Genomic DNA, 25765 nt, shown 5'->3' on the forward strand with positions numbered 1-25765 from the left:
GCTACTTCACGACCAGGATATCGCAGTCGGTGTTGCGTAGCAGGAACGTCGAAATCGAGCCCAGTAGCGCATACTTGATCGAGGACAGGCCGCGGGCGCCGCAGAGCACCAGGTCGGGCTTGACCACGTCGAGCATCTCGTCTTTGAGCGTCTCGCGAATACGACCGGCGCGAATCATGACCTCGACCTCGGGAATATCAGGATTGGCCTTGGCCTCTTCGAGCTGCTTGGCGATGGAGTTGTTAAATGCCTCCTCCAGACCGTTGACCAGATCGACCGGATAGGAACCGGCGCTCTCGAGCGCCGTGGAATCGATAACGTGGCCGATAATCAGCTTAGCGCCGTTGTTCGCGGCGACCTTGATGGCGCGTGCGAGCACAAAATCCTGCTGCTCAGTACCGTCGAGTGAAACAAATACCTTGGTGTAGCCCTCGTTCATGGTTTCCTCCTTGGTCTATCGCACGGGCGCGGGGCTCGTGCGTCGGGCGGGCGCGGATGCGTGGCCGCCGGACACTTTATCTTGTTGCAGTTATACCCAAGGATTTGGGTTTGACCGCTCGCAATTCTGTGAACGGGCGAGTTTTTTGGTAAGGGTAGGCGCAGACGCGCCCGAACGGTTGATAATGGGACATCGCCCGCACCGTCCGCAGAATAATATCGGCGGGTGTCTAACGAGGGGGTTCCTTTGGATATCATCGAGCTTCTAAAATCTGCCTTCATGGGCCTGGTCGAGGGCATTACCGAATGGCTGCCCGTTTCGTCGACCGGTCACATGATCTTGGTGGACGAGTTCGTCAAGATGAACGTGAGCGAGACGTTCTGGAATATGTTCCTGGTCGTGATCCAGCTTGGCGCCATTTTGGCCGTCTGCGTCCTGTTCTTCTACGACCTTAACCCGTTTTCTCCCAGCAAGGGCAAGGAGGGCCGTCGCGACACCTGGGTGCTGTGGGGCAAGATTGTGCTCGGCTGCATTCCCGCCGCGGCAATCGGTCTGCCGCTCAACGACTGGATGGAGGAGCATTTCTACAATGCTCCCGTCGTGGCACTGGCGCTCATCGTATACGGCGTGCTGTTTATCGTGATCGAGAACTGGCGCGCGAACAAGCGCGAGCAGGCTGCTCTTGCCGGTTCGTTTGGTTCTCGTGCCGTGACGTCGGGTGGGCGTCCCGCTGGCGCACACTTTGCCGCACCCGCTGCGACTGCCGCTGCAGACGACGATGACGATAACCTGGACTTTGGTTCCATCGCTACGCTCGAGGACCTGAGCTGGAAGACCGCACTGGGCATCGGTTGCTTCCAGGTGCTCTCGCTGGTGCCTGGTACGTCTCGCTCCGGTTCTACCATCATCGGTGGCCTGCTTTTGGGCTGCACGCGTTCGGTGGCGTCCAAGTTTACGTTCTTCCTGGCCATCCCTGTCATGTTTGGCGCGAGTGCGCTCAAGCTGGTCAAGTACTTTATTAAGGGCGGTACGTTCGGTGCCAACGAGGTCGCTATCTTGGGCGTGGGCTGCGTTGTGGCCTTTGTGGTTTCGCTCATCGCCATCAAGTGGCTCATGGGCTTCGTTCGCCGTCACGACTTTAAGTGCTTCGGTGTTTACCGCATCATCCTGGGCATCGTAGTGCTCGCATATTTCTTCGTTCTGGAGCCTATGCTCGGCCTGTAACTTGGTTGACGCTGCGCGGCGGCCAGAGCGACAACTTGTCATTCAAAGAGGGCGGCATGACCAAAAGGTCTATGCCGCCCTCTTTTCATGTCAATTTGTTCGCTCTGGCCGCCGCTCGCTACCGTTGCCGTGACATCGGTGGCTCCGTGATTGGTCCAATGGGGTCAGGTTTGGCGGCGGCGCACGGAGTCGTGGTGTGATTTGCGTCGGTGTCCGTGCGGCTCGGTATACTGGTACGGCTCAAACTATGGCGCTGCCCGCAGGCGCGCCGTCCGTCAGATGAGGAGTCGCCCATGACCCAGCCCTTGCCCTGGGAAAAGAACACCGCGGTACCCGTGCCGCCCGCGCCGGAACCCGTGCCACTCGATGCATACGCCGCCCCCGCCGTGCCGGAACCCGAACTTGTCCCGCTCGACATCTACGACGCCCCCGCGCCGGCTCCTGCGCCCGCAAAGCCGCTTGTCGACATCGACAGCCTTAATCCCGCCCAGCGCGAGGCGGTCCTCACCACCGAGGGCCCGCTGCTGGTCCTTGCCGGCGCCGGCTCGGGTAAGACCCGCGTCCTGACCTTCCGCATCGCGCATATGCTCGGCGACCTGGGCGTTAAGCCTTGGCAGGTGCTTGCCATCACGTTTACCAACAAGGCCGCGGCAGAGATGCGTGAGCGTCTGGCGGCGCTCATCCCCAGCGGCACCCGCGGCATGTGGGTATGCACCTTCCACGCCATGTGCGTGCGTATGCTGCGCGAGGACGCCGACCTGCTGGGCTACACCGGTCAGTTCACCATCTACGATGACGATGACTCAAAGCGCATGGTGCGCGATATTATGCAGGCGCTCGGCATCGAGCAAAAGCAGTTTCCCATTAACATGATCCGCAGCAAGATCAGCTCGGCCAAAAACGCCATGATCGGGCCCGAAGACATGCTCAAGTCCGCCGATAGCCCCAACGACAAAAAGGCCGCGCAGGTCTACCTGGAGCTGGAGCGCCGCCTGCGTGCTGCCAACGCGATGGACTTCGACGACCTGCTCGTGCGCACGCTCGAGCTGCTGCGCACCCGCCCCGAGGTGCTCGACAAATACCAGGAGCGCTTCCGCTACATTAGCGTCGACGAGTATCAGGACACCAACCACGTCCAGTACGAGATCGCCAACCTGCTGGCCGCCAAGTACCAAAACCTCATGGTCGTGGGCGACGACGACCAGTCCATTTACAGTTGGCGCGGCGCCGACATCACCAACATCCTGGACTTTGAGCAGGACTTTAAAAACTGCAAGACCGTTAAGTTGGAGCAAAACTACCGCTCCACGGGCCATATCCTGAGCGCCGCCAACGCCGTGGTGCGCCACAACTCGCAGCGAAAGGACAAGCGTCTGTTTACGGCCGAGGGCGATGGCGAGAAGATCCAAGCCTTCCAGGCGAGCGACGAGCGCGACGAGGGCCGCTGGATTGCCGGCGAGATTGAGAAGCTGCATGCCAAGGGCACGAGCTACGACGATATCGCCGTGTTCTACCGCACCAACGCCCAGTCGCGTATTCTCGAAGATATGTTCCTGCGTGCGGGCGTGCCCTACAAGATTGTCGGCGGCACGCGATTCTTCGACCGCGCCGAGATCCGCGATGTCATGGCTTACCTCAAGATGATCGTGAACCCGGCCGACGAGATGAGCGTCAAGCGCGTCATCAACACGCCGCGTCGCGGCATCGGCTCCACTTCAATCCAAAAGATTGAGCAGCTGGCGCGCGACAACCGTTGCTCGTTCTTCCAGGCCTGCGAGATTGCGACAGCCGAGACGGGCATGTTTAGCGCCAAGGTGCGCAATGGCCTGTCGAGCTTTGTGGCGCTGGTGCGCGAGGGCCGTCGCATGGACGGCGAGCTCAAGGACGTCGTCGAGATGATCGTCGATAAGACGGGGTTGCTGCAGGCTTTTCGTGCCGAGGGCACTATGGAATCCGAGAGCCGCGCCGAGAACATCCAGGAATTCCTGGGTGTCGCCGCCGAATTTGAGGAGACACACGAGGATATCGAGGGCACGCTCGAGAGCTTGGAGGAGTTGCGCGCTGCCGGCGTTGCCGACGTGCCTGCCGGCGCCGAGCCCGAGCCCGTCGTGGTGAGTGCGCCCGCGCCCGAGCCGGGACCCTCCGCCCCGGCATCTTCGTTTGAAGTGCCCATCGGCGCACGTGACGCCGCGGGCACCAATCCGCTCGATAGCCTGGCCGCTCCGGCACTCTCGCCGCAGGACGCCCTGGCCGCCGCCATCGCGGGCAACGCATATGCCGCGCCGACGGAGTTGCCGGCGGGTGCCGTGCATGCCGATGAGATTGAGCGCACCTACGGTCCGCTCACCTGTAAGGCGCTTCCCGCACTTATGGAGTGGCTGGCCCTGCGCTCCGACTTGGATTCCCTGGCCGGCGAGACGCATGCCATCACCATGATGACCATCCACTCCGCCAAGGGCCTGGAGTTCCCGGCGGTGTTCGTGGCCGGCATGGAGGAGGGCATCTTCCCGCATGTGCACGACTTTAGCGGCAGCGATGACCCGGGCAAGCTCGAGGAGGAGCGTCGCCTGGCCTACGTCGCCATCACGCGTGCCCGTAAGCGCCTGTTCTTGACCTATGCGGCCACGCGCCGCACGCATGGCTCAACTTCTGCCAACCCGCGCTCGCGCTTCCTCAACGAGATTCCGTTTGAGGATATCGAGTTCAGCGGTATCGGTTCTGCCGGTTTTGAGGGCACGGGCTGGGAGAAGCGCGGCGACCGTCATGGCACCTTTGGCTCGGGTATGGGCTCGGATATGTACGGCGGCAAGGTGTTTGGCTCGCATACGCGCTCGACCGGCGGCTCCGCCTCGCGTGGCGGATCGAGCTTCGACGATTTCTTTGGCGGCAGCAGTTATGGGACCGAGCGTCATCGCGGGGTCTCGCCCGACGCCGGCCGTGTCGCCTCGACCTTTGGCTCGGGTGCATCGCGAGCCAAAAAGCCGTCGTCCAAGGTGTCGCCGACGGTGGAGCGCAAGGTCGATCGCGCGAGCGCGTCGCAGGACTTTGCCGCGGGCGATACCGTGAGCCACAAGACCTTTGGCACGGGTACCGTGATCTCGGTCGCCGGAGACATGATCGAGGTTCAATTCGAAAAGACCGGCCAGACCAAAAAGCTAATGAAGGGCTTTGCACCTATAGTGAAACTGACCTAGGCGGCTTTCCCAGGCACGGCACCTCGGCCTTCAATCGTCGGGCATGACCTCAAGGTCTATGCCCTCCTCTTTCAGGCCGATCTGCCGCACCTGGAAAACCCGTACATCCGGCTGGCGGGCACGCCGGGGGCTTTGGTCGCCTGCTCGGGCAGTCCTGCGCAAGACGGAGAGCACATTAAGTGCTCTCCGGCTCGTGCGGAACTCGCGATCGACGTTGTCCATGGCGCCTGTCCGGGGCCTTGGGTAGCGTTGCTTGCGAGCGTCGCTCTGCTTGTTCGCTTTTTGGCCTGGAGAGCCGGGTGGGCTGATATATAGATATGAGTAGGGGCTCTCCCGTACATGGACGGGGGAGCCCCTTGTTGCGTTTTTTTGGACTCTTTCTTATGACTTTAGGGATTGAGCGTTTTATACGATTCAGTATAATTTCAGATAGACGCTAAAATGTAAACGAAATGAAAACGGTGATTGTACATGCTGCTAAACTGCCTCCCAAAAAGACTCTTCTCTTTAGAGCTCGCCATCGACCCGGAGCCAGTTGAGATGCAGATTCCTCGCATGTATCTTGAGCGGTATTCGCTTCGCTTGGCACGGCTCGGCATGTCTGAGCAGGGCCGTTTTATTGTTGCGGAACCAAAAGAACCGCCCAGTGTCATCTCGGCGCGAAATCTCGTCAATGCAGTGTGCAAGATAGATGTTCGCCCGGTGGCAATTTGCTGGGATGCCATGGATTTAGGCTTTATGCGCGCGCTTTCCTCGGAGGGAATCGCATATATCCGAGATGAGCGAAATGCGTTTCTGCCGTTTATCGGAGCCATTATTTCCGATGAGGTGCTGGGTGCTTCTCCCGCTGCTCCGCTTTCGCCCCAATCTCAACGAATCGTTTTAAATCTCATCGCGGGACGATGGGTTGACTGCTCCGCCGGCGACCTAGCGCGTCTGTGTGGTAAAAGCGCAGCAAGCGTAAGCGGCTATCTTTCGGAAATCGCCGCTATAGCTCCTGGGCTAATCGCGCGGGAAGGCAAAAAGCGTATATTGTGCGACGCCGGGTTGTCGACCGAGACGTTGCTGGATGGGTTTGAGGACTATCTTCGCACGCCAGTTATAGAACGCATTCGGCTTAAGGGGACAATCGACAGGGTAGATTTGCGTGCCGTTGATGCGCTGCTTTCCGGTGTGTCTGCCCTTAGCTATATGTCCGACCTTGCTCATGAAGACTCTGCTCCAACCATTGCTCTCGAAAAGTATCAGCTAGAGGCCTTAAAAGAGCATATGGGCGACAAATGGCTGGAGGCCCAGTGGTACGAACCGGCTGCTATCGAGATTGAGGTCTGGTCGTATCCCGTGGACGAGCCGTCTGATGTTAGTTTTGACACGACGGGTTTGCAATGTGTCGACCCGTTCTCCTTATACGTTGCCTGCGCAAAATCGAATTACAAAGACGACCGTCTGCTCGATGCGGTCGAACAGCTCAGGAGGGCGATATGCCAAAAGTGAGGGGAATAGAGCGATTTGCCGACGCCATGAGCAGTTGCAAAGGTGGTTACGTCCTTATTGGTGGAGGGGCCTGCAGCGTTCTATTTGACAGCGAAGGTGATTCGTTTAGGGCAACCGAAGATTTGGATGTCGTCGTAATTGTTGATGGGGAAGGCGTTGAATTCGCCACTGCATTGTGGGCATTTATCAAAGCAGCTGGATACGAGGTTGGAAAGGTCGGCGATGGAAAGTGCACTTACTATCGGTTCTGTTTGCCCAAAGGATCAAGGCGAGCCCTAGACTATCCCGGTCAAATCGAGTTGTTTGCCCGACATCCTGATTTTGTGCTCGAAGACGAAATGAGCGAGGTAGCTCCTCTTTCCTTTGACGGGGCGATATCGAGTCTTTCCGCCATTATTCTCGACGATGGCTACTACGAATTTATTCGCGACAACGCAACGAACGTAGAGGGCATCACGGTGCTCGATGCGCTCCATATCATCCCCCTCAAGATGCGTGCGCACATTGATATCAACAGGAGCTATGAAGAAGGGCGTCATTGCAACGATAAAGATCGACGAAAGCATCGCTCGGATATTGTTCGACTTGCGGGTTTGTTGCCGCCTTCGGCTCGCTTGGAGCTAATAGAGCAAATGAGGGCTGATGCCGGAGACTTCTTTGCGGACTTTTCTTCTTATGTAAATCGGCAGACTGATCGTAAAGAGAGAGCGCGTCTTCAGGACACACTATCGTTTCTCGAAAAGGTCTACCTATAGGCACCTTGATTCGTTATGTATGGCGAGGGGCTCTCCCGTTTGATGAGCGGGGGAGCCCCTTGTTGCTTTTGATTGTCGTAGCTAGCCAGAGGCTCGCCGGGATGGGCGCGGGGTTTGGTCGATCGCGAGTTCCGCACGAGCCGGAGAGCACTTAATGTGCTCTCCGTGCGAGCAGGACTGCCCGAGCAGGCGACCAAACCCCGCGCCCATCCCGGCGAGCGCTTTGGGACCGGTGGCTTACAGGTGCGAGATGATCAGTTCCATCTTGCCTTCGAGGTCGATGGAGGTGACGGTGCTGGGGGCTAGCAGGTGGCTTCCCTTGTGGACGGGGTCGCCGCAGACGGTGCCTTCGCCGTCGATGACCGACAGGCACATGAAGGGCCAGCGCTGCTCCAAGGTCTTGCTGCCGTTGACGCGCACGCGATCGACGGTGTAGCAGGGGTTGGACTCGAGCTCGGTCACGCCGTCGATCTCGGGTGCGGTCACGGTGCCGTCGGTCGGAGCCTGGACATCAAAATCGATGCAGTCGAGGCTCTGCTCAATGTGCAGAGGGCGAAGCTTGCCGTCGGTGCCGGGGCGGTCGTAGTCGTACAGGCGATAGGTCACATCGCTCGACTGCTGCGTCTCCAAAATGAGCGTGCCGGTCTTGATGGCGTGCACGGTACCGGAGTCAATCTGGAAAAAGTCGCCCTTGCGGATCGGCAGCATGTTGAGCATGTCGTCCCAGCGGCCGTCCTTGATCATCTGTGCGGCCTCGGCGCGATCCTTGGCGCGCTGCCCGACGATAATCGTGGCGCCGGGCTCGCAGTCCAGGACATACCAACACTCGGTTTTGCCCAGGCTGCCGTTCTCGTGCTCGGCGGCGTACTCGTCGTTGGGATGAATCTGGATCGAAAGATCGTCCTTGGCGTCCAGGATTTTAATGAGCAGCGGGAACTCCTTGCCCTCGCAGTTGCCAAAGAGCTCACGGTGCTCGGCCCACAGCCACGACAGCGTGTGTCCGGCATACGGGCCCTCCGCAATCTGGCAGTCGCCGTTGGGGTGGGCCGAGATGGCCCAGCACTCACCGATGGGACCCTCGGGAATGTCGTAACCAAATACGGTTTCGAGCTGGCGGCCGCCCCAGATCTTCTCGTGGAAGATCGGCGTGAGTTTAATCAAATCGGACATGTGCATACTCCCATAAGGTTGTGCGGGTGCCGCGTAAGACAGCTCAAAACGAGCACCCACCGGATTACAAAACTAGGCCAGCGTTACGTTGTGTAGCTCAAAGCGGTCGCCTACGTTGTGCGAGATAGAATATTCAAACGCGGTGCCGCTATCCAAGAAGCCAATCTGGTTGAGTTCGAGCAGGGGAGAGCCGGGTTTGGTATCTAGGCGCTCAGCCTCTTCCTCAGTTGCCGCGACAGCGCGAATGGTGCGATGGAAGCTCGAAATCTTCAGCCCGCATTGCTCGCGGATAAAGCCGTAGACCGATCCGTACAGGTCCTTCTTTTTAAGGCCACCGATCAGTTCGAGCGGCATATAGGTGTACTCGATGACGATGGGCTTCTCGTCGACCTGGCGCACGCGCACGATGTGATAGGCGAAGTCATCCTCGGCCATTCCCAGCTGGGTCGCAACCTCTGCCGGCGGATTGACGATCGAGAAATCGTAGACCACCGAGGTCACCTTTTCCCCGCGGTGCTCATACGAAAAGCCCTGGGCACGGTCGTTCTTGCCTTGAAAAAACACCTGGCCGGGAAGTCCCGCCGTGTCCTTGACGTAGGTACCCGATCCGCGCCGGCTGGTAATAAGGCCTTCTTCGGTAATCTGCTCAATCGCTCGTTTGACGGTGATTTTGGAAACGCCATAGAGCTCACAGAACTCAACGACGGTGGGCAACTTATCGCCCGGTTTAAGTGCGCCGTCCTCGATGCTTCGACGGATATCTGCAGCTATCGCCTCGTATTTGGGAATCATGCAATCCTCCCTTCAAATTTGCGTCGATATATAGAAAGTATACCTACTTAAAAAGCATCCATATGGCTTTCATGAAAGAAGTTCGATAAAGAAAAATGAAAAAGACGCTTTACATAGAAAATTAGAGCGCTATAGTTACAGACAACAAGCGAGATGCATTGGCGTTTCCTTGTACTGTTTGGGGACGGCTTTGTTTTGGCGGGTCGGATATCCGGAAAACCGGTGCGCGCCCGCGCCGGATTGCCTGCCAAAGCAAACCCGTCTCCAACCGAAAGCTCTAGATACGAAAGCGAGGACTTTGATGGCTCAGTATCAGCTGCCCAGCGACTTCTTCTTTGGCGCCGCTATGTCCGGCCCGCAGACTGAGGGTCAGTGGAACCGGGGAGGCAAGCTCGAGAACCTGTGGGACACCTGGTCCATCCAGGATCTGGGGTCGTTCTATAACTGCGTTGGCTCTTATGCCGGCAATGACTTTATGGCCAAGTACCAGGAAGACTTTCGCATTTTGAAGGACTTGGGCCTGAATACCTATCGCACTTCCATCCAGTGGAGCCGTCTGCTCGATGCCGACGGCAATCTTAATGAGGAGGGCGCTGCGTGGTATCACGAGCTGTTCCGCGCCTCTCGCGAGGCCGGCCTGGAGCCGTTTGTCAACTTGTACCACTTTGACATGCCCACCTACCTCTTTAACCGTGGTGGCTGGGAGAGCCGTGAGGTCGTCGAGGCTTACGCGCATTACGCCGACGTCGCCTTCCACGAGTTTGGCCAGGAGATTAAGTACTGGTTCACCTTTAACGAGCCCATCGTCGAGCCCGAACAGCGCTATCAGGAGGGCGTGTGGTTCCCGCAGCTCCACGACTTTAGCCGCGCCCGCACCGTGCAGTATCACATTTCACTGGCACATGCGCTGGCCGTGGGCAACTATCGTCGCGCCTATGACGAGGGCGCCGTTCGCAGGGATGCCAAGATCGGCATGATCAACTGCTTTACCCCGGTCTACACCAAGAATAACCCCAGCGAGGCAGACCTCGAGGCCGTGCGTATGACCAGCGGCATCAATAACCGCTGGTGGCTCGACCTCATTACCAAGGGCGAGCTCCCTGCCGACGTGCTCGACAGCCTGGCCGAGGGCGGCGTTAAGCTCCCGTTCCGTGCTGGAGACCAAGAGATTCTCAAGCAGGGTGTTGTCGACTGGCTCGGTTGCAACTACTACCACCCCACGCGTGTTCAGGCGCCGGCGAGCAAGGTCGACCAGTACGGCCTGCCGCACTTTGCCGACGAGTACGTATGGCCCGACGCCGTTATGAACGAGAGCCGCGGCTGGGAGATCTACCCGCAGGGCCTCTACGACTTTGGCATGGACTGCGCCAAGAACTACCCCGATCTTGAGTGGTTCGTTTCCGAGAACGGCATCGGCATCATGGACGAATACAAGAACCGTGACGCCGAAGGAACCATTCAGGATGACTACCGTGTCGACTTTGTACGTCAGCACCTGGAGTGGGTGGCCAAGGCCATCGACGAGGGCGCCAAGTGCCGCGGATACCATTACTGGGCCGTCATCGATAACTGGTCTTGGGCTAATGCCTTTAAGAACCGTTACGGTTTTGTCGAGGTTGACCTTATGGACGGCTACAAGCGCCGCCTTAAGAAGTCGGCGGCCTGGCTCAAACAGGTCGCCACGACCCACGTGGTTGATTAGCGACCGAGCGAACGCCCAGACCGCGCGCCGCCGCGCGCAACACATGGCACATCTGGTGGCAGAGGGCGAAAGGCCACCGTGCGCATAGGAAAAGGCCGGATTTGAAAGTTAGGAGCAATCATGGCCAGTGACAACGGAAAGAGCTTCCTCGACAAGTTTGCCGAGGTCTCTGCGAAGGTGGGAAACCAGGTTCACCTGCGTTCCCTGCGTGACGCCTTCGCGACCATCACGCCGCTCTATATCCTTGCGGGTATCGCGGTTCTTATTAACAACGTCGTGTTCCCCCTGTTCCCGCTCGATGCGGCGGGTCTTGCCAACCTTCAGACGTGGGGTTCGGCAATTACGCTGGGCACCCTCAACGTCTCTGCCATTATCTTGGCCGGATTGATTGGCTACAGCCTCGCTAAGAACAAGCGTTTCGATAACCCGCTCGCTTGCGTGGTCGTCGCTATCTCTGCTTTCGTCATCATGATGCCGCAGCAGGTCACCGCCACGCTTGCCGCCACGAGCCCGCTGCTCACCGACAAGATCACCTCCGCCGAGGTCACGGGCGCCCTTTCGACTACCAACACCGGCACCAACGGTCTGTTCTCGGCTATTATCATCGCCCTGCTCTCCGTCTCGCTCTTCATCAGGATTTCTGGCGTCGAGAAGCTCAAGGTTAAGCTGGGCGAGGGCGTGCCTCCCGCGGTCTCCAACTCCTTCAACGTCATGATCCCGATGCTGCTCAACCTCGCGATCTTCGCTCTTGCCGCAGCCCTGCTCGCCGTGTGCGCCGGCACCGATCTGTGCACCATCATCTCCACGTGCATCTCCAACCCGCTCAAGAGCATCATGAACGCCGGTCCGTGGGCTGTTATCCTCATCTACACCCTTGCTAACCTGCTGTTCTGCGTCGGTATTCACCAGTCCACCATCTCTGGCGCTACCGTCGAGCCGATCCTGACCATGCTCATCGTCGACAACATGGCTACCTTTGCCGCCGGTGGCACCATCCAGCCCGATCACTACATGAACATGCAGATCGTTAACAGCTTCGCCCTCATCGGCGGCTCGGGCTGCACCCTCATGCTCCTGCTCGACACGCTCCTGTTCTCCAAGAACAAGGCTTCCGAGACCGTTTCCAAGATGGCTATCCTGCCTGGTCTGTTCAACATCAACGAGCCGGTTATCTACGGTTACCCCATCGTGTACAACCTGCCGCTCATGATCCCGTTCGTCCTTCTTCCCGACCTGTTCATCGGCATCACCTATGGCCTTACCTGCGCAGGCATCATTAGCCCCTGCATCGCCCAGGTGCCCTGGACTATGCCTCCCGTCATCAATGCCCTGCTCGCTACGGGCTTTGACTGGCGCGCCGGCGTGTGGCAGGCTCTCGAGATTGTCATTGGCATGGCCGTCTACCTGCCCTTTATGAAGATTTCCGAGAAGGCAATCGCCAAGCAGGAGGCTCTCGCCGAGTAGAACGCCTAACGTTCGTCCCTTTCACCGTTGCGGGCACCGGTACGCGGTGCCGGTGCCCGCGGCTCTCTCCCTTGTGTAAAGATGCAGGGGGTGGGCACAATAGCCGCAAGGAATAAAACCAGTCGTCGTCTGCGCGCCGCGCAGTTATAAGGAGGAAACCATGAAGAAGATCATGCTCTGCTGCAATGCCGGTATGTCCACGAGCCTGCTGGTCCAGAAGATGCAGGCCGAGGTTGCAAACCGTGGTCTGGATATTGAGGTCGAGGCTCGTCCCATGAACGAGGCCCACGATCACCTGGGCGAGTGCGACATGTTGCTGCTTGGCCCGCAGATCGGCTACACCAAGGGCGATTTTGAGAAGGAGGCCGCCGGTCGTTTCCCGGTCGAGGTCATCAACATGGTCGACTACGGCCGCATGAACGCTGCCGGCATCATCGACCACTGCGTCAGCGTGATGGGCTAGGTGCTCCGCATGGAGGATATGAACGAACTGCAGATGACCTGCTTTGAGATCATCAGCTACGTCGGTACCGCCAAGAGCATGTACATCAATGCCGTGCAAAAGGCCAAGGAGGGCGATTTTGACGCCGCCGAGGAGCTTATCAAGCAGGGCGACGAGGCATATAACGGTGGCCACGATGTTCACATGGGGCTTCTGAAGAAGGAGGCCAACGGCGAGCGTAACGGTGAGGCTCCGTTGATTCTGCTGCATGCCGAGGACCAGATGGCCGGCACCGAGACCATGCGCGTCATGGCGACGGAGCTCATCGAGGTTCACAAGCAGCTGCAGGCACTTCAGGCCTAGTCGGCGTTATCGCCGCGACGGACCGTGCGGTCCAACAGACAACACAGTCCCTTTGACGGGCGCCGGGAGTCTCCGCCTCCCGGCGCTATTTTTCTATCAAGATTCAGATATAGGGGAGGTCGATAGTGAGACGGGGAATGGAGTACAACCCGCGTTATTACCAGATGCGCGAGTTTCAGCTCGAGCGCATGCTTGCAATCGTACGCGCGAACCAGAACGCTAAGCCGGGTGGCGTGGTGTTCTTTGGCGATTCGCTGACGGAGTTTTGCGATGTAGAGCGCTGGTATCCCGGTATTGGCGCCTATAACTGCGGCATCGGCGGCGGCACCTCTCAGGAGCTTTTGTGGATGGTCGACGAGGGCGTGGTCAAGTATCGCCCGCGCGCCGTGGTAATTATGGCGGGCACCAACGACATGGGCAATACCCTCATGGGCTCGCCCAAAGACATAGCCTTCAACATTCGCGAGATCGTGGAAATGATTTTGGGCTGTCTGCCGGCATGCCGCGTGCTTGTGTGCTCGCCCACACCCTGCATCGAGCGCCTGGAAGGCAGGGCGAGCGGCAAGGATGTGCTGCGCTCTAATGACCTGCTGGGTCGGGTTTTACCGCAGTGTCGCGATATGATTCGCGATGAACGGGTGGCTTTTGTTGACGTGACGCCTGCGTTTTTTGACGAGGATGGGCGTCAGCGCGAGGAATTGTACCGAGAGGGCGACGGCCTTCATATCAACGATGATGGCTATCGCGCGCTGACGGGGATTGTGCGTCCCGCGCTCACCGAACTGCTGACAAAGACGGATATGGACTAGGAGATAGCTATGAAGAACATTTTGCTTTGTTGCGGCGGCGGCATGTCGACGAGCCTGCTGGTGCAAAAGATGCAGCACGAGGCAGAGGGCCGCGGTTTGAAGATCGATATCGAGGCGCTGCCGGTGAGCGAGGCATCAGATCATCTGGACGGCGTGGGCGTTCTGCTGCTTGCCCCGCAGGTAGCGTATGCGTGCGTGAATATCGAGGGCGATCTGGAGCGCGCGGGCGTGAAACTCGTGATGCTCGACATGCTCGATTTTGGTCGCATGAATGCGCCTAAGATCCTTGATCAAGCCATTGCTGCGATGGAGGGATAACGCCCCGGAACGGCCCGTGCGCGGATGATGAACGCGCGCGGGCCGTTTTTTATACGAAAGTTGTTTAAACACTTACTAAAAATGTGCAAGCTTGGCGGCGCGTTTTGTATGCGCGAGCGGTACCATACAGGCAATGTGCGTGTCCGCGATTCTATGCTGCGGACCCAATCCTCGAAAGGTGGGCTCCCATGGAACCTAAGCAGTATTACATCGGCATTGACGTCGGCGGCACTTCGGTTAAGGAGGGCCTGTTCGACGAGGACGGTAACCTGCTGGCCAAGGCAAGCGTACCCACGCCGCCCATCGTTGACGCTGCGGGCTTTGCCGCGGTGACCGAGGCTATCGACCAGGTGGTCGCCAAGGCCCAGATTCCGCGCGCCTTTGTGGCGGGCATTGGCCTGGCAGTTCCGTGCCCCATCCCGGCATCGGGCGATGCCAAGGTCAAGGCCAACATTGCCATTAACCTGCCCGAGCTAAGAGTCGCCATTCAGGAGCACTGCCCCGACGCGGTTGTTAAATACGAGAACGATGCCAACGCCGCTGCCATGGGCGAGGCTTGGCTCGGTTCCGCCAAGGGCGTACAGAACGTGGTGATGGTCACCATTGGTACCGGCGTGGGCGGCGGCGTCATCGTTAACGGCGACGTGGTGTCGGGCGTTGTGGGCGCCGGCGGCGAGATTGGCCACATGTGCCTGAACCCGGCTGAGGAGCGCACCTGCGGCTGTGGCGGCCATGGCCATCTGGAGCAGTATTCCAGCGCCACCGGCGTGGTGAGCAACTACCTTGCCGAGTGCAAGAAGGCGGGTGTCGAGCCCATCGAGCTCACCGGCCCCTCCGATTCCAAGGACGTGTTCCAGGCCTGCCGCGAGGGCGACAAGCTCGCGCTGGCAGCTGCCGATACCATGGCCGACTATCTCGGCCGCGCCCTGGCGCTCATTGCCAACGTGGTCGACCCCGAGATGTTCCTGATCGGCGGCGGCGCCTCCGCCTCGGCCGATGTCTACCTCGACAAGGTTCGCGAGCACTTTAAGCAGTACGCGCTTTCCGCCTCGCGCGAGACGCCCATTAAGGTCGCTTCGCTCGGCAACGACGCCGGCATCATCGGTGCCGCCTACGTAGCCCTGCGCGCCGCCGGTAAATAGCTGGTGCAATGTAACCTGTCCCCCGTGCCTGCCCCAAAATATGCCGTGCTCCTTCCGTCTGCGAAGGCTCGGCATCGGCGTGCTACCATAGCTACGTCCAAGTACACATATCAAGTGGAGGATATCCATGGCAAACGTTCTTGTCTTTGGTCACCAGAACCCCGATAACGACGCCATCATGAGCGCCGTCGTCCTGTCCCAGCTGCTCAACCAGGTTGAGTATGCCGGCAACACCTACGAGGCCTGCGCCCTTGGTCAGCTTCCGGCAGAGTCCGCCAAGCTGCTTGCCGACGCCGGCATCGCCGAGCCCCGCGTGATTGAGTCCGTCGAGGCCGGTCAGCTCGTCGTCCTCACCGACCACAACGAGTCTGCCCAGTCCGTTGCCGGTCTTAAGGACGCCACGGTCTTTGGTGTCGTCGATCATCACCGCATCGGCGACTTCGAGACCGCCGGCCCGCTGCACTACATCTGCCTGCCCTGGGGCTCCAGCTGCACCATCGTCACCAAGCTCGCCGGCGTGCTCGGCGTTGAGCTTTCCGACGTCCAGGCTAAGCTGCTGCTCTCGGCCATGATGACCGATACGCTCATGCTCAAGAGCCCCACCACCACCGATGTCGACCGCACCGTTGCCGCCAAGCTCGGCGAGCAGGTGGGCGTCGACCCGGTCAAGTTTGGCATGGAGGTCTTCCTCACCCGTCCGTCCGGCTCCTTCACTGCAGCCGAGATGGTCGGCAACGACATCAAGATGTTCGAGCCCGCTGGCAAGAAGCTGCTCATTGGCCAGTACGAGACCGTCGACAAGAGCCGCGCGCTCGGCATGATCGACGAGATCCGCGAGGCCATGCGCGCCTACGCCGCCGAGAAGGGTGCCGACGGCATCGTCCTGTGCATCACCGACATCATGGAGGAGGGCTCGCAGGTCCTGCTCGAGGGCGAGACCGAGGCTGCTCAGAAGGGCCTGGGCATTGCCGACGAGCACGACGGCGTCTGGATGCCGGGCGTCCTCTCCCGCAAAAAGCAGGTCGCTGCCCCCATCATGGCCGCCTGCTAGGTTTAGTTGACCGAACGCCACGACCGGATCGCGGACGCCCCGCGCTCCGGTCGTTTTTTGTGCACGACGCTGCGTCGTCTCTTGGGCAGGCGCGCCCGTGCCGTTGAGCAAATAATGTTCAACCTGTGGTTCCGCTTTTCGGCCACGCCTGCGTGCTTGTCGTGCAGGGTAGGCTAGATGCAAGCGTAATACGTTAGAGCGCGGCGCCGCCACTTGGGCGGGCCGTGCTTTTTTAAGACGGGAGCCTTCCCGTGAAAGGAGCCGCCCATGGCAGCAACTGAGCAGCTGTTCAACGTTCGTGAGCGCAAGCGCTTTGAACGTCACGACATTTGGGAGCGCATCGCCGAGAACGGCACGATTTCCGCCGCCGTCATGGTCTTCGCCGCTATCGCCGCCGTCATCTGCGCCAACACCGATGCCTACGAGGCCATCCATCACTTTTTGGAGACCCCGCTGTATGTGGGCTTGGGCAACCTTACGGCCGGTCTCACCGTTGAGCTTTTCGTCAACGACTTCCTCATGGCGATTTTCTTTTTGTTGGTGGGCATTGAGCTTAAGTACGAGATGACGGTCGGCGAGCTCAAGAATCCGCGTCAGGCCATGCTTCCCATGCTGGCGGCCGTGGGCGGCGTCGTCGTTCCCGCCTGCATCTACCTGATCTTTAACCATGCCGGTGCCCGCAACGGTTGGGCCATTCCCATGGCAACCGATATTGCCTTTGCGCTGGGCGTGCTGTCGCTTTTGGGCAATCGCGTGCCCAACGGCGTGCGCGTGTTCTTCTCGACGCTCGCTATTGCCGACGACCTGATTTCCATCGCCGCCATCGCCATTTTCTACGGTCAGAGCCCCAATCCGTTTTGGTTGGGCGCCGCCGCGCTTGTGACCTGCGCGCTCGTGTGGCTTAACAAGACGCAGCATTACCGCCTTGCCCCGTATTCGGTACTGGGTCTGCTGTTGTGGTTCTGCATGTTCAAGAGCGGCGTGCACGCTACGCTTGCCGGCGTCATCCTGGCCTTCACCATTCCGGCCAAGTGCGGCGTCAAGCTCGATAGCCTTACCGATTGGCTGGGCGAGTGCCTGCCGTTGCTCGATGACCGCTACGACGACGAGGCGCACATCCTGGGCCAGCATGACTTTACCGTCTCGACAACCAAGGTCGAGCGCGTCATGCACCGCGTGACCCCGCCGCTTATCCGCATGGAGCGTCTGATCTCCACGCCGGTCAACTTTGTGATCCTGCCGATCTTTGCGTTCGTGAACGCGCAGGTTCGTCTGGTGGGCGTGGACATGAGCACGCTGCTCACCGACCCGGTGACGCTCGGCGTGTACTTTGGCATGCTGCTGGGCAAGCCGATCGGCATCTTTGGTATGACGTTTGCCCTGGTTAAGCTTAAGGCCTGCGAGCTGCCGCACAATGTCAACTGGCACATGATTGCCGGCGTGGGCATTCTGGGCGGTATCGGCTTTACCATGTCGATCCTCATCAGCGGCCTCGCCTTCCCGACGGCCCAGTTTGAGGTTCTGGCTGCCAAGGCCGCTATTCTCGCCGGTTCGGTCACCGCTGCCGTGCTCGGCATGATCTACATGAGCGTGGTCTGCAAGCACCCCGCGCCCAAAGACGAGTAAGAGCGCGAAAACCGGCTCCAGAACCGATTCGGGCGCGTTCAAAATGCGGATTCGGGCGGTGCTTGCCGCCTGCCAGACACGCCAGTGGTCAAAAAACGCCGTTTGTGAGTACTGTCACAAACGGCGTATCATTTTAGGTGCGGAAAATAATGAACAAAGTTATAAGAACTGTACGTTAATGAGTGACCATCGACTTCCAATTTGGCGCTAGCTGACGGTGATTAGGAAGTTTCAAGTCGAGTTTTGCCGATTTCGACCAAGAATCGCTGCTACTAAAAAGGTAACAGTACTCATATTTGCCTTTTTTTGGCCACAAGCCCTAAAACAAGCCTCGCCAAGGTCGGGAAGCGGGCCAAATCGCCGGCCTCGAGGCTTATTCCACCGTTCCGTAGACGGCGCCCCAGCCGTGGGCGGCCAAGGCGGAGTTGAGCTGGTCGCACAGCGACTGGCGGTCGTAATAGCCGGGCGGTAGCAGGTTGACGATTTCCATGAGGTCGGGCGCCAGGTCCAAGATTTCGGCCTGTACGATCAGATCCAGGCGGTCGATGGCGTGGCGGTCGTAAAACAGTCCGTCGACCAGGCGCTGCAGGTCGCCGAATTCCTCGGCCCTAAACGATCCGTACTCCATAGTGCCTCCTTGGGCGCCCCACGCCGGCATGCGCGGCGATTCGTAATTTATTGCGATGAACTTAATCTATCACGGCTTCATAACGTTGCGGCGGTGGCGGTCTATACTTAGACGAACTGCAACGTACCGCTTCGCGAAAGGTCGCACCCATGCAGACGATCTACCAGAAGATGGAAACCACCGAACTCGATGTCGCCATCGAGGCGCTCAAAGCCGAGGTCGCCGAGGTCAAGGCCAAGGGCCTGGCGCTCGACATGGCCCGCGGCAAGCCGTCGCCCTCCCAGGTGGACATCTCGCGCCCCATGCTCGATATCCTTAACGCCGACGCCGATCTGCACGACGGCAACGTCGACTGCTCCAACTACGGCTGCTTTGAGGGCATTCCCTCGGCACGCAAGTTGGCAGGGGAGTTCCTGGGCTGCCCCGCCGAGCAGACGCTCGTGCTGGGCTCGTCGAGCCTCCTGATCGAGCATGACATCGCCGGCATGTTCTGGCGCTGCGGCTCGTGCGGCAGCGAGCCCTGGGACGCCTACGAGGCCGCGCACGACGGCAAGAAGGTCAAGTTCCTGTGCCCCGTTCCCGGCTACGATCGCCACTTTGGCATCACCGCCGATCTGGGTATCGAGAATGTCCCCGTTGCGATGACCGACAACGGCCCCGACATGGACGAGGTCGAGCGCCTGGTTGCTGCCGACGACTCCATCAAGGGTATCTGGTGCGTGCCCAAGTATTCCAACCCCACGGGCATCACCTTTAGCGAGGACACCGTGCGCCGCCTAGTCGAGATGCCCACGGCCGCGCCCGATTTTCGCATCTTCTGGGACAACGCCTACTGCGTGCACGACCTGTACGACGAGACCGACGAGCTCGCAAACATCTTTGACCTCGCTCGCACGGCGGGCACCGAGGACCGTGTGGTGGCCTTTGCCTCGACGTCCAAGATCACCTTTCCGGGCGCCGGCATCGGCTTTATTGGTGCGAGCCCCGCGGTTATTGCCGAGTTCTCCAAGCGCCTGAAGGCCGGCCTCATCAGCGCCGACAAGCTCAACCAGCTGCGTCACGTGCGCTTCCTTCCCACCATCGAGGCGGTCAAGGAGCACATGAAAAAGCATGCCGAGTTCCTGCGCCCGCGCTTTGAGGCCGTCGAGCGCAAGCTCACCGAGGGCTTGGGCGACACGGGCTGCGCCACTTGGACGCACCCCCGCGGCGGCTACTTTGTAAGCTTCGATGGTCCCGAGGGCTCGGCCCAAAAGGTCGCCGCGCTTTGCGCCGACCTGGGCGTCAAGCTCACGCCGGCCGGTGCCACCTGGCCCTATGGCAAGGACCCGCGCGACACCAACATCCGCATCGCGCCGAGCTATCCCACGGTCGAGGACCTGGAGGCCGCGCTCGATGTGCTGGTGCTGGCCGTTAAGCTTGTCGCTGCCGAGCTTGCGCGTGCCGAGCGCGCCTAACGCGCGGCTTCCCGTACTATCCGCACTTTCGATACGTAAAGGAGCGTATACATGGATTTGGGTATTTCCACCAACCCCACGCCGGAGATCTACACCATTAAGGTAACCGGCGAGATCGATATCTCTAACGCCGACAGTCTGCGTAACGCCATCGACCTGGCGCTCGAGCAGCCCACCGATGCCGTTGAGCTCGATTTTGCCCAGGTGAGCTACATCGATTCGACGGGCATTGGCGTGCTCGTGGGCGCCGCGCACCACGCGGGCGACCACGGCAAGCGCTTTAGCTGCACCAATGTGCAGCCCCAGGTGATGCGCGTGGTTCAGCTGTTGGGTGTCGACCAGGAGATTTCGATCACCGCTGCATAATCTTTGCCCCCAAAAGGGCGTGCCGTTTGGCATATGTTTGTGATGCGCTCGGACGTTTTGGCGTCCGGGCGCTATACTTGACCGAATGAATAGACGAGTTCCGGCCGAATGGCGCGGTGCGGGCTCGACTCACATCGAGCCTTGGAGGTATGTGTGTTTGGTATTGGAGAGGGTGAGCTCGCGATCATCGTGGTCTTCGGCTTTTTGCTGTTTGGCCCGGATAAGCTCCCGCAGATGGGCCGCACGATCGGCCGTGCCATCCGTCAGTTCCGCGAGACGCAGGAAAAGATGACGGCTGTTGTTCAGTCCGAGATTATCGATCCGGTGAGCGAGGCCGCGTCGGCCCCGGTCAAGCCCAAGAAGGCTGCTGCGACCGACGACGATTCCGATGCGGACGAGGATGCCGCCGAGAAGGCAGCACCCGCCAAGAAGGAGACCTTTGCCGAGCGTCGCGCCCGTCTTGCTGCCGAGAAGGCCGCAAGCGAGGGTGCTGCTGAGGGCGAGAATGCTGCCGAGGAGCCTGCGACCGAGGGCGTCGAGCCCGCAGGTGCCGAGTCCGAGGCCACAGCCGCTGTCGAGCCCGAGCCTGTTGCAGACCCCGAGCCCGAGCCGGCAGAGCCCACGACGGCTGACCTCTACGCCCGTCGTCCCCGCAAGCGCAAAGCCGTCGTCGACCAGCTCGCTCGCGAGCTCGAGGCCGAGGACGACGCTGCTGCCGCCGACGCCCCGAAGGGAGGCGATGAGTAATGCCTATCGGACCTGCGCGTATGCCGCTCTTCGATCACCTGGGAGAGCTTCGTCGCCGCCTGACCATCGTGGTCGTATCGGTGTTTGCCGCCGCTATCGTGCTGTATTTCGCCACGCCCGTGGTTCTCGACATCTTGGAAGACCCCATCCGCTCCTTTGTGCCGGACGGTAAGTTTTACATCACCACCACGCTCGGCGGCTTTGGCCTGCGCTTCTCGCTTGCCATCAAGATGGCCGTGGTCATGTGCACGCCCATGATCATCTGGCAGATCCTGGCATTTTTCCTGCCGGCGCTGCGCCCCAACGAGCGCAAGTGGGTCGTGCCCACGGTGCTCGCCTCGACGGTGCTGTTCTTCCTGGGTGCCATCTTCTGCTATTTCATCATCATCCCGGCGGGCTTTGAGTGGCTCATCGGCGAGACCTCGGCCGTCGCTACGGCGCTGCCCGACCTGGAGAACTACGTCAACATGGAGCTGCTCTTTATGATCGGCTTTGGTGTGGCGTTTGAGCTGCCGCTCATCATCTTCTATCTGTCCGTCTTTCACATCGTGTCCTATGCGGCCTTCCGCAGCGCCTGGCGCTACGTGTACGTAGGCCTGCTTGTGGGCTCGGCTGTGATTACGCCCGACGGCTCGCCCGTTACGCTGGGTCTCATGTATGGCGCCCTGCTCTCGCTCTACGAGATTTCGCTCGCCATTGCTCGCGTGGTCATTACCGCGCGCGAGGGCAAGGAGGGCCTGTTCGTGAGCCGTCTGGACCTGTTCTCGGACGACGAGGACGACGAGGAGTAAATCGGTATGCACGAGGTTGGCATTGTCAACGGCATACTCGATACAGTGATTCGCGCGGCGCGTGGGGCGGGGGCCTCGCGCGCCGTTTTGGTAACGCTGCGTATCGGGGATATGACCGAGGTCGTGCGCGAGGCGCTTGACTTTGCGTGGGAGACGTTTCGCGACGAGGACTCGCTCACGCGCGGCTGCGAGCTTGCCGTGGAGGAAGTCCATCCACAAAGCGAGTGTCTGGACTGCGGTGAGGTCTTTGAGCACGACCGTTTCCATTGCCGTTGTCCCCAATGTGGCGGTGCCAACGTGCGTCTGCTGCATGGCCGCGAACTCGACATCGCAAGTATCGAGATCGAGACCCCCGACGATTAGCACGCTCGCCATCTAGCGATGGGGTATAAAAGGGCCAAAGTAAGGAGCGCTAAGTATGGCCGAGAAAACGATTGATATCGCGTCGCCGATTCTGTCGCGCAACGAGCGCCTGGCAGATCAGCTGCGTCAGCGATTTAATGAGACAAACACCTACGTGATCAATGTGCTGTCGAGCCCCGGCTCGGGTAAGACCACCACGATTCTGGGCACCAACGAGCGCCTGCGTGACAAAGCCGGCCTGCGCTGTGCCGTCATCGAGGGCGATATCGCCTCGGATGTCGACGCCATCACCATGAAGGAAGCCGGCATGCCCGCCATCCAGATCAACACGGGCGGCCTGTGCCACCTCGAGGGCAACATGATCATGGAGGCCGTCGACGCCTTCGACCAGGCCGTCGGTCTGGAGAACATCGATGTCATCTTTATCGAAAACGTGGGTAACCTGGTCTGCCCGGTCGACTTTGACCTGGGCGAGAACCTGTCCATCATGATTCTCTCGGTGTCCGAGGGCGACGACAAGCCCATCAAGTACCCGGGCATCTTCCAACACGCCGGCGCGCAGCTGCTCAACAAGGTCGACGTGGCTCCGGCTTTCGATTTTGACATGGATAGGTATACTAAGACACTCGATGACCTCAATCCGCAAGCGCCGCGGTTTGCCGTGAGCGCGCGCAAGGGCGAGGGCATGGATGCCTGGTGCGATTGGCTCATCGGGCAGATTGAGCAAGCAAGGGCGTAAGTCGGCCGCCATACGGGCGGGCGTAGCCGCAGAGATACGAGATAGGAGCCTCTTTTGAAGCTCATCATCGCCGAGAAAAACGACGCCGCGCGTCAGATCGCCGAGCGTCTGTCCACGGGCAAACCCAAAAAGGACAAGGTGTACAACACTGCCATCTACCGTTTTGAGTGGAAGGGCGAGGAGTGCGTGACCATCGGCCTTGCCGGTCACATCCTGGCGCCCGATTTTTGCGACAGCGTGCTGTTCGATAAAAAGCTGGGCTGGTATTCGGTCACGGAGGACGGCGAAATGCTGCCGGCCGACATGCCCGATGGCCTGGCTCGTCCGCCCTACGACACCAAGCGCAAGCCGTTTCTTGCCGACGGTATCTCCATCAAGGGCTGGAAGCTCGAGAGCCTGCCCTATCTCACCTGGGCGCCCGTCATTAAGCTGCCGGCCGAGAAAGAACTCATTCGTTCGCTCAAGAACCTCGCTAAAAAGTCCGACAGCGTCATCATTGCCACGGACTTCGATCGCGAGGGCGAGCTGATTGGCTCGGACGCTCTCAACAAGGTGCGCGAGGTGGCGCCCGACTTGCCGGTCGCCCGCGCCCAGTATTCTTCGTTTACCAAGGCCGAGATCACGCAGGCCTTCGATAATCTTGTCTCGCTCGACCAGAATCTGGCCGACGCCGGCGAGAGCCGCCAGCACATCGACCTCATTTGGGGTGCGGTGCTCACGCGCTACCTGACGCTCGCCAAGTTTGGCGGCTTTGGCAACGTGCGCTCCGCCGGCCGCGTGCAGACGCCGACGCTCGCCCTGGTGGTCGAGCGCGAACGCGAACGCATGGCGTTTGTGCCTGAGGACTATTGGCAGATTCGCGGCATGGGTGCCGCTCAGGGTGCTGCCGAGGACGATCGCTTTAAGATCGCGCACAAGACGGCGCGTTTTACCGACAAAGATGCTGCCGAGACGGCGTACGGCCACGTTGACGGCGCTACGACGGCAACCGTCGCCGCGGTGACCAAGCGCTCCCGCAAGCAGCAGCCGCCCACGCCGTTTGCGACGACCTCGCTGCAGGCCGCCGCCGCGGCCGAGGGCATCTCGCCTGCGCGTACGATGCGCATCGCCGAGTCCCTCTACATGGCGGGCCTCATCAGCTATCCGCGTGTCGACAACACCGTGTACCCTGCGACACTCGATCTGGGCGCCGTGGTGAGCGACCTGGCAAAGATCAACCCGGCGCTGGCGCCCGTGTGCAAAAAGGTGCTCGCCGGCCCCATGAAGCCCACGCGCGGCAAAGTCGAGACCACCGACCACCCGCCCATCTACCCCACGGGCGAGGGCGATCCGTCCACGCTCGACGGCGGCCAGCGCAAGCTCTACGACCTCATCGCCCGCCGCTTCCTGGCGACGCTCATGGGTCCCGCGACCATCGAGAACACCAAGCTCGAGCTCGACGTGAACGGTGAGCCGTTCGTGGCTTCGGGCGATGTGCTCGTGACCCCGGGTTTCCGCGAGGCGTACCCGTACGGACTCAAACGCGACGAGCAGATGCCGCCGCTGGAGCAGGGCGACACGGTCGACGTGTTCGACATTAAGCTTGAGGCCAAGCAGACCGAGCCGCCCGCGCGCTACAGTCAGGGCAAGCTCGTGCAGGAGATGGAGAAGCGCGGCCTGGGTACCAAGTCCACGCGCGCGAGCATCATCGAGCGCCTGTACGCCGTGCGTTACCTCAAAAACGATCCCGTGGAGCCGAGCCAGCTGGGCATCGCCATCATCGACGCGCTGACGCAGTTTGCCCCGCGCATCACGAGCCCCGATATGACCAGCGAGCTCGACGGCGACATGACTCGCGTCGAGCGCGGCGAGGACACCGAAGAGCATGTCGTGACGCACTCGCGTGCGCTGCTGGCCGGCGTGCTCGACGAGCTGCTCAAGCATACGCAGGAGCTCGGCGACGCCATCAGCGACGCCGTCACGGCCGATGCGCGCGTGGGCGCCTGCCCCAAGTGCGGCAAGGACCTGGTTATGAAGACGAGCGCCAAGACCCGCGGCAGCTTCATTGGCTGCATGGGCTGGCCCGACTGCGACGTGACCTATCCGGTGCCGAGCGGCGTCAAGGTGAGCCCGCTCGAGGGCGAGGCCGCCGTGTGCCCCGAGTGCGGTGCGCCGCGCATCAAGTGTCAGCCGTTCCGCCAGAAGGCTTTCGAGATTTGCGTGAACCCGACGTGCCCCACCAACTACGAGCCCGACCTTAAAGTGGGCGAGTGCAAGGTGTGTGCCGAGGCCGGACGCCATGGCGACCTGATCGCGCACAAGAGCGAGAAGAGCGGCAAGCGCTTTATCCGCTGCACCAACTATGATGACTGCGGCGTGAGCTATCCGCTGCCGGCGCGTGGCAAGCTCGAGGCGACGGGCGAGACCTGTCCCGAGTGCGGCGCCCCCATCGTGGTGGTCAACACGGCGCGCGGTCCGTGGCGTATCTGCGTCAACATGGACTGCCCGACCAAGGAGAAGAAGCCCGCCCGCGGCCGCAAGACCACAACCAAGGCGAGCACGGCAAAGAAGACGACGGCGGCCAAGAAGACGACGGCTAAGAAAGCCACTGCCGCCAAGAAGACGACCGCGAAGAAGTCGACTGCCAAGAAAGCAGCCGCCGACAAGTAACGGCGCAGTCGAAACAGTGCCCAAAAAACGAGCGAGGGTCCCA

Annotated in this window: 24 protein-coding genes; 20 read left to right on the forward strand and 4 right to left on the reverse strand. The window is 60.3% G+C overall.

Going from position 1 to position 25765, the window contains the following annotated elements:
* Nucleotide 1 precedes the first annotated feature (1 nt).
* Complete coding sequence (locus DWY05_RS05480; protein WP_055251269.1) at nucleotides 2–439, reverse strand: universal stress protein; 438 nt, start codon at nucleotides 437–439, stop codon at nucleotides 2–4.
* Nucleotides 440–685: 246 nt separating this feature from the next.
* Between DWY05_RS05480 and DWY05_RS05485 the strand changes: the two genes are divergently transcribed.
* The 4 genes from DWY05_RS05485 (at nucleotide 686) to DWY05_RS05505 (ending at nucleotide 7106) form a co-directional block, all read left to right on the forward strand.
* Nucleotides 686–1663: an undecaprenyl-diphosphate phosphatase gene (locus tag DWY05_RS05485; protein ID WP_055251267.1), complete on the forward strand. Its 978-nt coding sequence runs from the start codon at nucleotides 686–688 to the stop codon at nucleotides 1661–1663.
* Nucleotides 1664–1956: 293 nt separating this feature from the next.
* On the forward strand, nucleotides 1957–4857 hold the full coding sequence (locus tag DWY05_RS05490; protein ID WP_117820919.1) for an ATP-dependent helicase: 2901 nt from the start codon (nucleotides 1957–1959) through the stop codon (nucleotides 4855–4857).
* A gap of 471 nt (nucleotides 4858–5328) precedes the next feature.
* Complete coding sequence (locus DWY05_RS05500) at nucleotides 5329–6351, forward strand: hypothetical protein (RefSeq protein WP_117820917.1); 1023 nt, start codon at nucleotides 5329–5331, stop codon at nucleotides 6349–6351.
* Complete coding sequence (locus DWY05_RS05505; RefSeq protein WP_117820916.1) at nucleotides 6339–7106, forward strand: hypothetical protein; 768 nt, start codon at nucleotides 6339–6341, stop codon at nucleotides 7104–7106. Before DWY05_RS05500 ends, DWY05_RS05505 begins: the two co-directional genes overlap by 13 nt.
* Before the next feature lie 237 nt (nucleotides 7107–7343).
* Here the strand turns inward: DWY05_RS05505 and DWY05_RS05510 are convergent, their stop codons facing one another.
* On the reverse strand, nucleotides 7344–8276 hold the full coding sequence (locus tag DWY05_RS05510; protein WP_370448086.1) for a type I phosphomannose isomerase catalytic subunit: 933 nt from the start codon (nucleotides 8274–8276) through the stop codon (nucleotides 7344–7346).
* A 72-nt stretch (nucleotides 8277–8348) separates the two neighbouring features.
* Entirely contained in the window at nucleotides 8349–9068 is a 720-nt protein-coding gene (locus DWY05_RS05515) for a GntR family transcriptional regulator (RefSeq protein ID WP_117820914.1), read from the reverse strand.
* A 301-nt stretch (nucleotides 9069–9369) separates the two neighbouring features.
* Here DWY05_RS05515 and DWY05_RS05520 point away from each other — a divergent pair, with 301 nt between their 5' ends.
* The 9 genes from DWY05_RS05520 (at nucleotide 9370) to nhaA (ending at nucleotide 17985) form a co-directional block, all read left to right on the forward strand.
* A complete protein-coding gene (locus tag DWY05_RS05520; protein ID WP_117820913.1) occupies nucleotides 9370–10770 on the forward strand; it encodes a glycoside hydrolase family 1 protein in 1401 nt (466 codons plus the stop codon).
* Nucleotides 10771–10890: 120 nt separating this feature from the next.
* A complete protein-coding gene (locus DWY05_RS05525; RefSeq protein WP_117820912.1) occupies nucleotides 10891–12234 on the forward strand; it encodes a PTS sugar transporter subunit IIC in 1344 nt (447 codons plus the stop codon).
* A gap of 160 nt (nucleotides 12235–12394) precedes the next feature.
* On the forward strand, nucleotides 12395–12697 hold the full coding sequence (locus tag DWY05_RS05530) for a PTS sugar transporter subunit IIB (RefSeq protein ID WP_117716273.1): 303 nt from the start codon (nucleotides 12395–12397) through the stop codon (nucleotides 12695–12697).
* 9 nt (nucleotides 12698–12706) lie between these two features.
* Nucleotides 12707–13039, forward strand: a complete 333-nt coding sequence (locus tag DWY05_RS05535) for a PTS lactose/cellobiose transporter subunit IIA (protein WP_197736861.1) — start codon at nucleotides 12707–12709, stop codon at nucleotides 13037–13039.
* 125 nt (nucleotides 13040–13164) lie between these two features.
* Complete coding sequence (locus DWY05_RS05540; protein WP_117820911.1) at nucleotides 13165–13848, forward strand: GDSL-type esterase/lipase family protein; 684 nt, start codon at nucleotides 13165–13167, stop codon at nucleotides 13846–13848.
* Nucleotides 13849–13857: 9 nt separating this feature from the next.
* Nucleotides 13858–14166, forward strand: coding sequence for a PTS sugar transporter subunit IIB (locus DWY05_RS05545; RefSeq protein ID WP_117820910.1), 309 nt, complete (start codon nucleotides 13858–13860; stop codon nucleotides 14164–14166).
* A gap of 188 nt (nucleotides 14167–14354) precedes the next feature.
* Nucleotides 14355–15308, forward strand: a complete 954-nt coding sequence (locus DWY05_RS05550) for an ROK family protein (RefSeq protein ID WP_117820909.1) — start codon at nucleotides 14355–14357, stop codon at nucleotides 15306–15308.
* Between the two features lie 127 nt (nucleotides 15309–15435).
* Nucleotides 15436–16359 (forward strand): manganese-dependent inorganic pyrophosphatase, encoded by a 924-nt coding sequence (locus tag DWY05_RS05555; protein ID WP_099432235.1) that lies wholly within the window; start codon nucleotides 15436–15438, stop codon nucleotides 16357–16359.
* Between the two features lie 267 nt (nucleotides 16360–16626).
* Entirely contained in the window at nucleotides 16627–17985 is a 1359-nt protein-coding gene (gene nhaA / locus DWY05_RS05560; protein WP_117648349.1) for a Na+/H+ antiporter NhaA, read from the forward strand.
* 373 nt (nucleotides 17986–18358) lie between these two features.
* On the opposite strand, the gene DWY05_RS05565 is transcribed toward nhaA, so the two are convergent.
* Complete coding sequence (locus DWY05_RS05565; RefSeq protein ID WP_117772872.1) at nucleotides 18359–18613, reverse strand: hypothetical protein; 255 nt, start codon at nucleotides 18611–18613, stop codon at nucleotides 18359–18361.
* A 149-nt stretch (nucleotides 18614–18762) separates the two neighbouring features.
* Between DWY05_RS05565 and DWY05_RS05570 the strand changes: the two genes are divergently transcribed.
* The 7 genes from DWY05_RS05570 (at nucleotide 18763) to DWY05_RS05600 (ending at nucleotide 25722) form a co-directional block, all read left to right on the forward strand.
* Nucleotides 18763–20067 carry an aminotransferase class I/II-fold pyridoxal phosphate-dependent enzyme gene (locus DWY05_RS05570; protein WP_117820908.1) on the forward strand — a complete coding sequence of 435 codons (1305 nt, stop codon included), beginning with the start codon at nucleotides 18763–18765 and terminating at the stop codon, nucleotides 20065–20067.
* 51 nt (nucleotides 20068–20118) lie between these two features.
* Nucleotides 20119–20433, forward strand: coding sequence for an STAS domain-containing protein (locus DWY05_RS05575; RefSeq protein WP_117820907.1), 315 nt, complete (start codon nucleotides 20119–20121; stop codon nucleotides 20431–20433).
* A gap of 153 nt (nucleotides 20434–20586) precedes the next feature.
* On the forward strand, nucleotides 20587–21180 hold the full coding sequence (locus DWY05_RS05580; protein WP_158558696.1) for a twin-arginine translocase TatA/TatE family subunit: 594 nt from the start codon (nucleotides 20587–20589) through the stop codon (nucleotides 21178–21180).
* Complete coding sequence (gene tatC, locus DWY05_RS05585; RefSeq protein WP_055285525.1) at nucleotides 21180–21971, forward strand: twin-arginine translocase subunit TatC; 792 nt, start codon at nucleotides 21180–21182, stop codon at nucleotides 21969–21971. The genes DWY05_RS05580 and tatC overlap by 1 nt, the downstream gene beginning before the upstream one ends.
* Before the next feature lie 6 nt (nucleotides 21972–21977).
* Nucleotides 21978–22334 carry a hydrogenase maturation nickel metallochaperone HypA gene (hypA, locus tag DWY05_RS05590; RefSeq protein WP_117817250.1) on the forward strand — a complete coding sequence of 119 codons (357 nt, stop codon included), beginning with the start codon at nucleotides 21978–21980 and terminating at the stop codon, nucleotides 22332–22334.
* Nucleotides 22335–22389: 55 nt separating this feature from the next.
* Nucleotides 22390–23073, forward strand: coding sequence for a hydrogenase nickel incorporation protein HypB (hypB, locus tag DWY05_RS05595; RefSeq protein WP_117820905.1), 684 nt, complete (start codon nucleotides 22390–22392; stop codon nucleotides 23071–23073).
* Between the two features lie 54 nt (nucleotides 23074–23127).
* Entirely contained in the window at nucleotides 23128–25722 is a 2595-nt protein-coding gene (locus tag DWY05_RS05600; RefSeq protein ID WP_117820904.1) for a DNA topoisomerase I, read from the forward strand.
* Nucleotides 25723–25765: the final 43 nt, after the last annotated feature.

It is taken from the genome of Collinsella sp. AF23-4AC (assembly GCF_003462685.1).
Classification (GTDB): domain Bacteria; phylum Actinomycetota; class Coriobacteriia; order Coriobacteriales; family Coriobacteriaceae; genus Collinsella.

Bases quoted from the DNA above. Each gene is read 5' to 3' on its own strand.
- DWY05_RS05480 (WP_055251269.1), bottom strand. From the start codon at position 439: ATGAACGAGGGCTACACCAAGGTATTTGTTTCACTCGACGGTACTGAG.
- DWY05_RS05490 (WP_117820919.1), top strand. From the start codon at position 1,957: ATGACCCAGCCCTTGCCCTGGGAAAAGAACACCGCGGTACCCGTGCCG.
- DWY05_RS05500 (WP_117820917.1), top strand. From the start codon at position 5,329: ATGCTGCTAAACTGCCTCCCAAAAAGACTCTTCTCTTTAGAGCTCGCC.
- DWY05_RS05505 (WP_117820916.1), top strand. From the start codon at position 6,339: ATGCCAAAAGTGAGGGGAATAGAGCGATTTGCCGACGCCATGAGCAGT.
- DWY05_RS05510 (WP_370448086.1), bottom strand. From the start codon at position 8,276: ATGTCCGATTTGATTAAACTCACGCCGATCTTCCACGAGAAGATCTGG.
- DWY05_RS05515 (WP_117820914.1), bottom strand. From the start codon at position 9,068: ATGATTCCCAAATACGAGGCGATAGCTGCAGATATCCGTCGAAGCATC.
- DWY05_RS05520 (WP_117820913.1), top strand. From the start codon at position 9,370: ATGGCTCAGTATCAGCTGCCCAGCGACTTCTTCTTTGGCGCCGCTATG.
- DWY05_RS05525 (WP_117820912.1), top strand. From the start codon at position 10,891: ATGGCCAGTGACAACGGAAAGAGCTTCCTCGACAAGTTTGCCGAGGTC.
- DWY05_RS05530 (WP_117716273.1), top strand. From the start codon at position 12,395: ATGAAGAAGATCATGCTCTGCTGCAATGCCGGTATGTCCACGAGCCTG.
- DWY05_RS05535 (WP_197736861.1), top strand. From the start codon at position 12,707: ATGGAGGATATGAACGAACTGCAGATGACCTGCTTTGAGATCATCAGC.
- DWY05_RS05545 (WP_117820910.1), top strand. From the start codon at position 13,858: ATGAAGAACATTTTGCTTTGTTGCGGCGGCGGCATGTCGACGAGCCTG.
- DWY05_RS05550 (WP_117820909.1), top strand. From the start codon at position 14,355: ATGGAACCTAAGCAGTATTACATCGGCATTGACGTCGGCGGCACTTCG.
- DWY05_RS05555 (WP_099432235.1), top strand. From the start codon at position 15,436: ATGGCAAACGTTCTTGTCTTTGGTCACCAGAACCCCGATAACGACGCC.
- nhaA (WP_117648349.1), top strand. From the start codon at position 16,627: ATGGCAGCAACTGAGCAGCTGTTCAACGTTCGTGAGCGCAAGCGCTTT.
- DWY05_RS05565 (WP_117772872.1), bottom strand. From the start codon at position 18,613: ATGGAGTACGGATCGTTTAGGGCCGAGGAATTCGGCGACCTGCAGCGC.
- DWY05_RS05570 (WP_117820908.1), top strand. From the start codon at position 18,763: ATGCAGACGATCTACCAGAAGATGGAAACCACCGAACTCGATGTCGCC.
- DWY05_RS05575 (WP_117820907.1), top strand. From the start codon at position 20,119: ATGGATTTGGGTATTTCCACCAACCCCACGCCGGAGATCTACACCATT.
- tatC (WP_055285525.1), top strand. From the start codon at position 21,180: ATGCCTATCGGACCTGCGCGTATGCCGCTCTTCGATCACCTGGGAGAG.
- hypA (WP_117817250.1), top strand. From the start codon at position 21,978: ATGCACGAGGTTGGCATTGTCAACGGCATACTCGATACAGTGATTCGC.
- hypB (WP_117820905.1), top strand. From the start codon at position 22,390: ATGGCCGAGAAAACGATTGATATCGCGTCGCCGATTCTGTCGCGCAAC.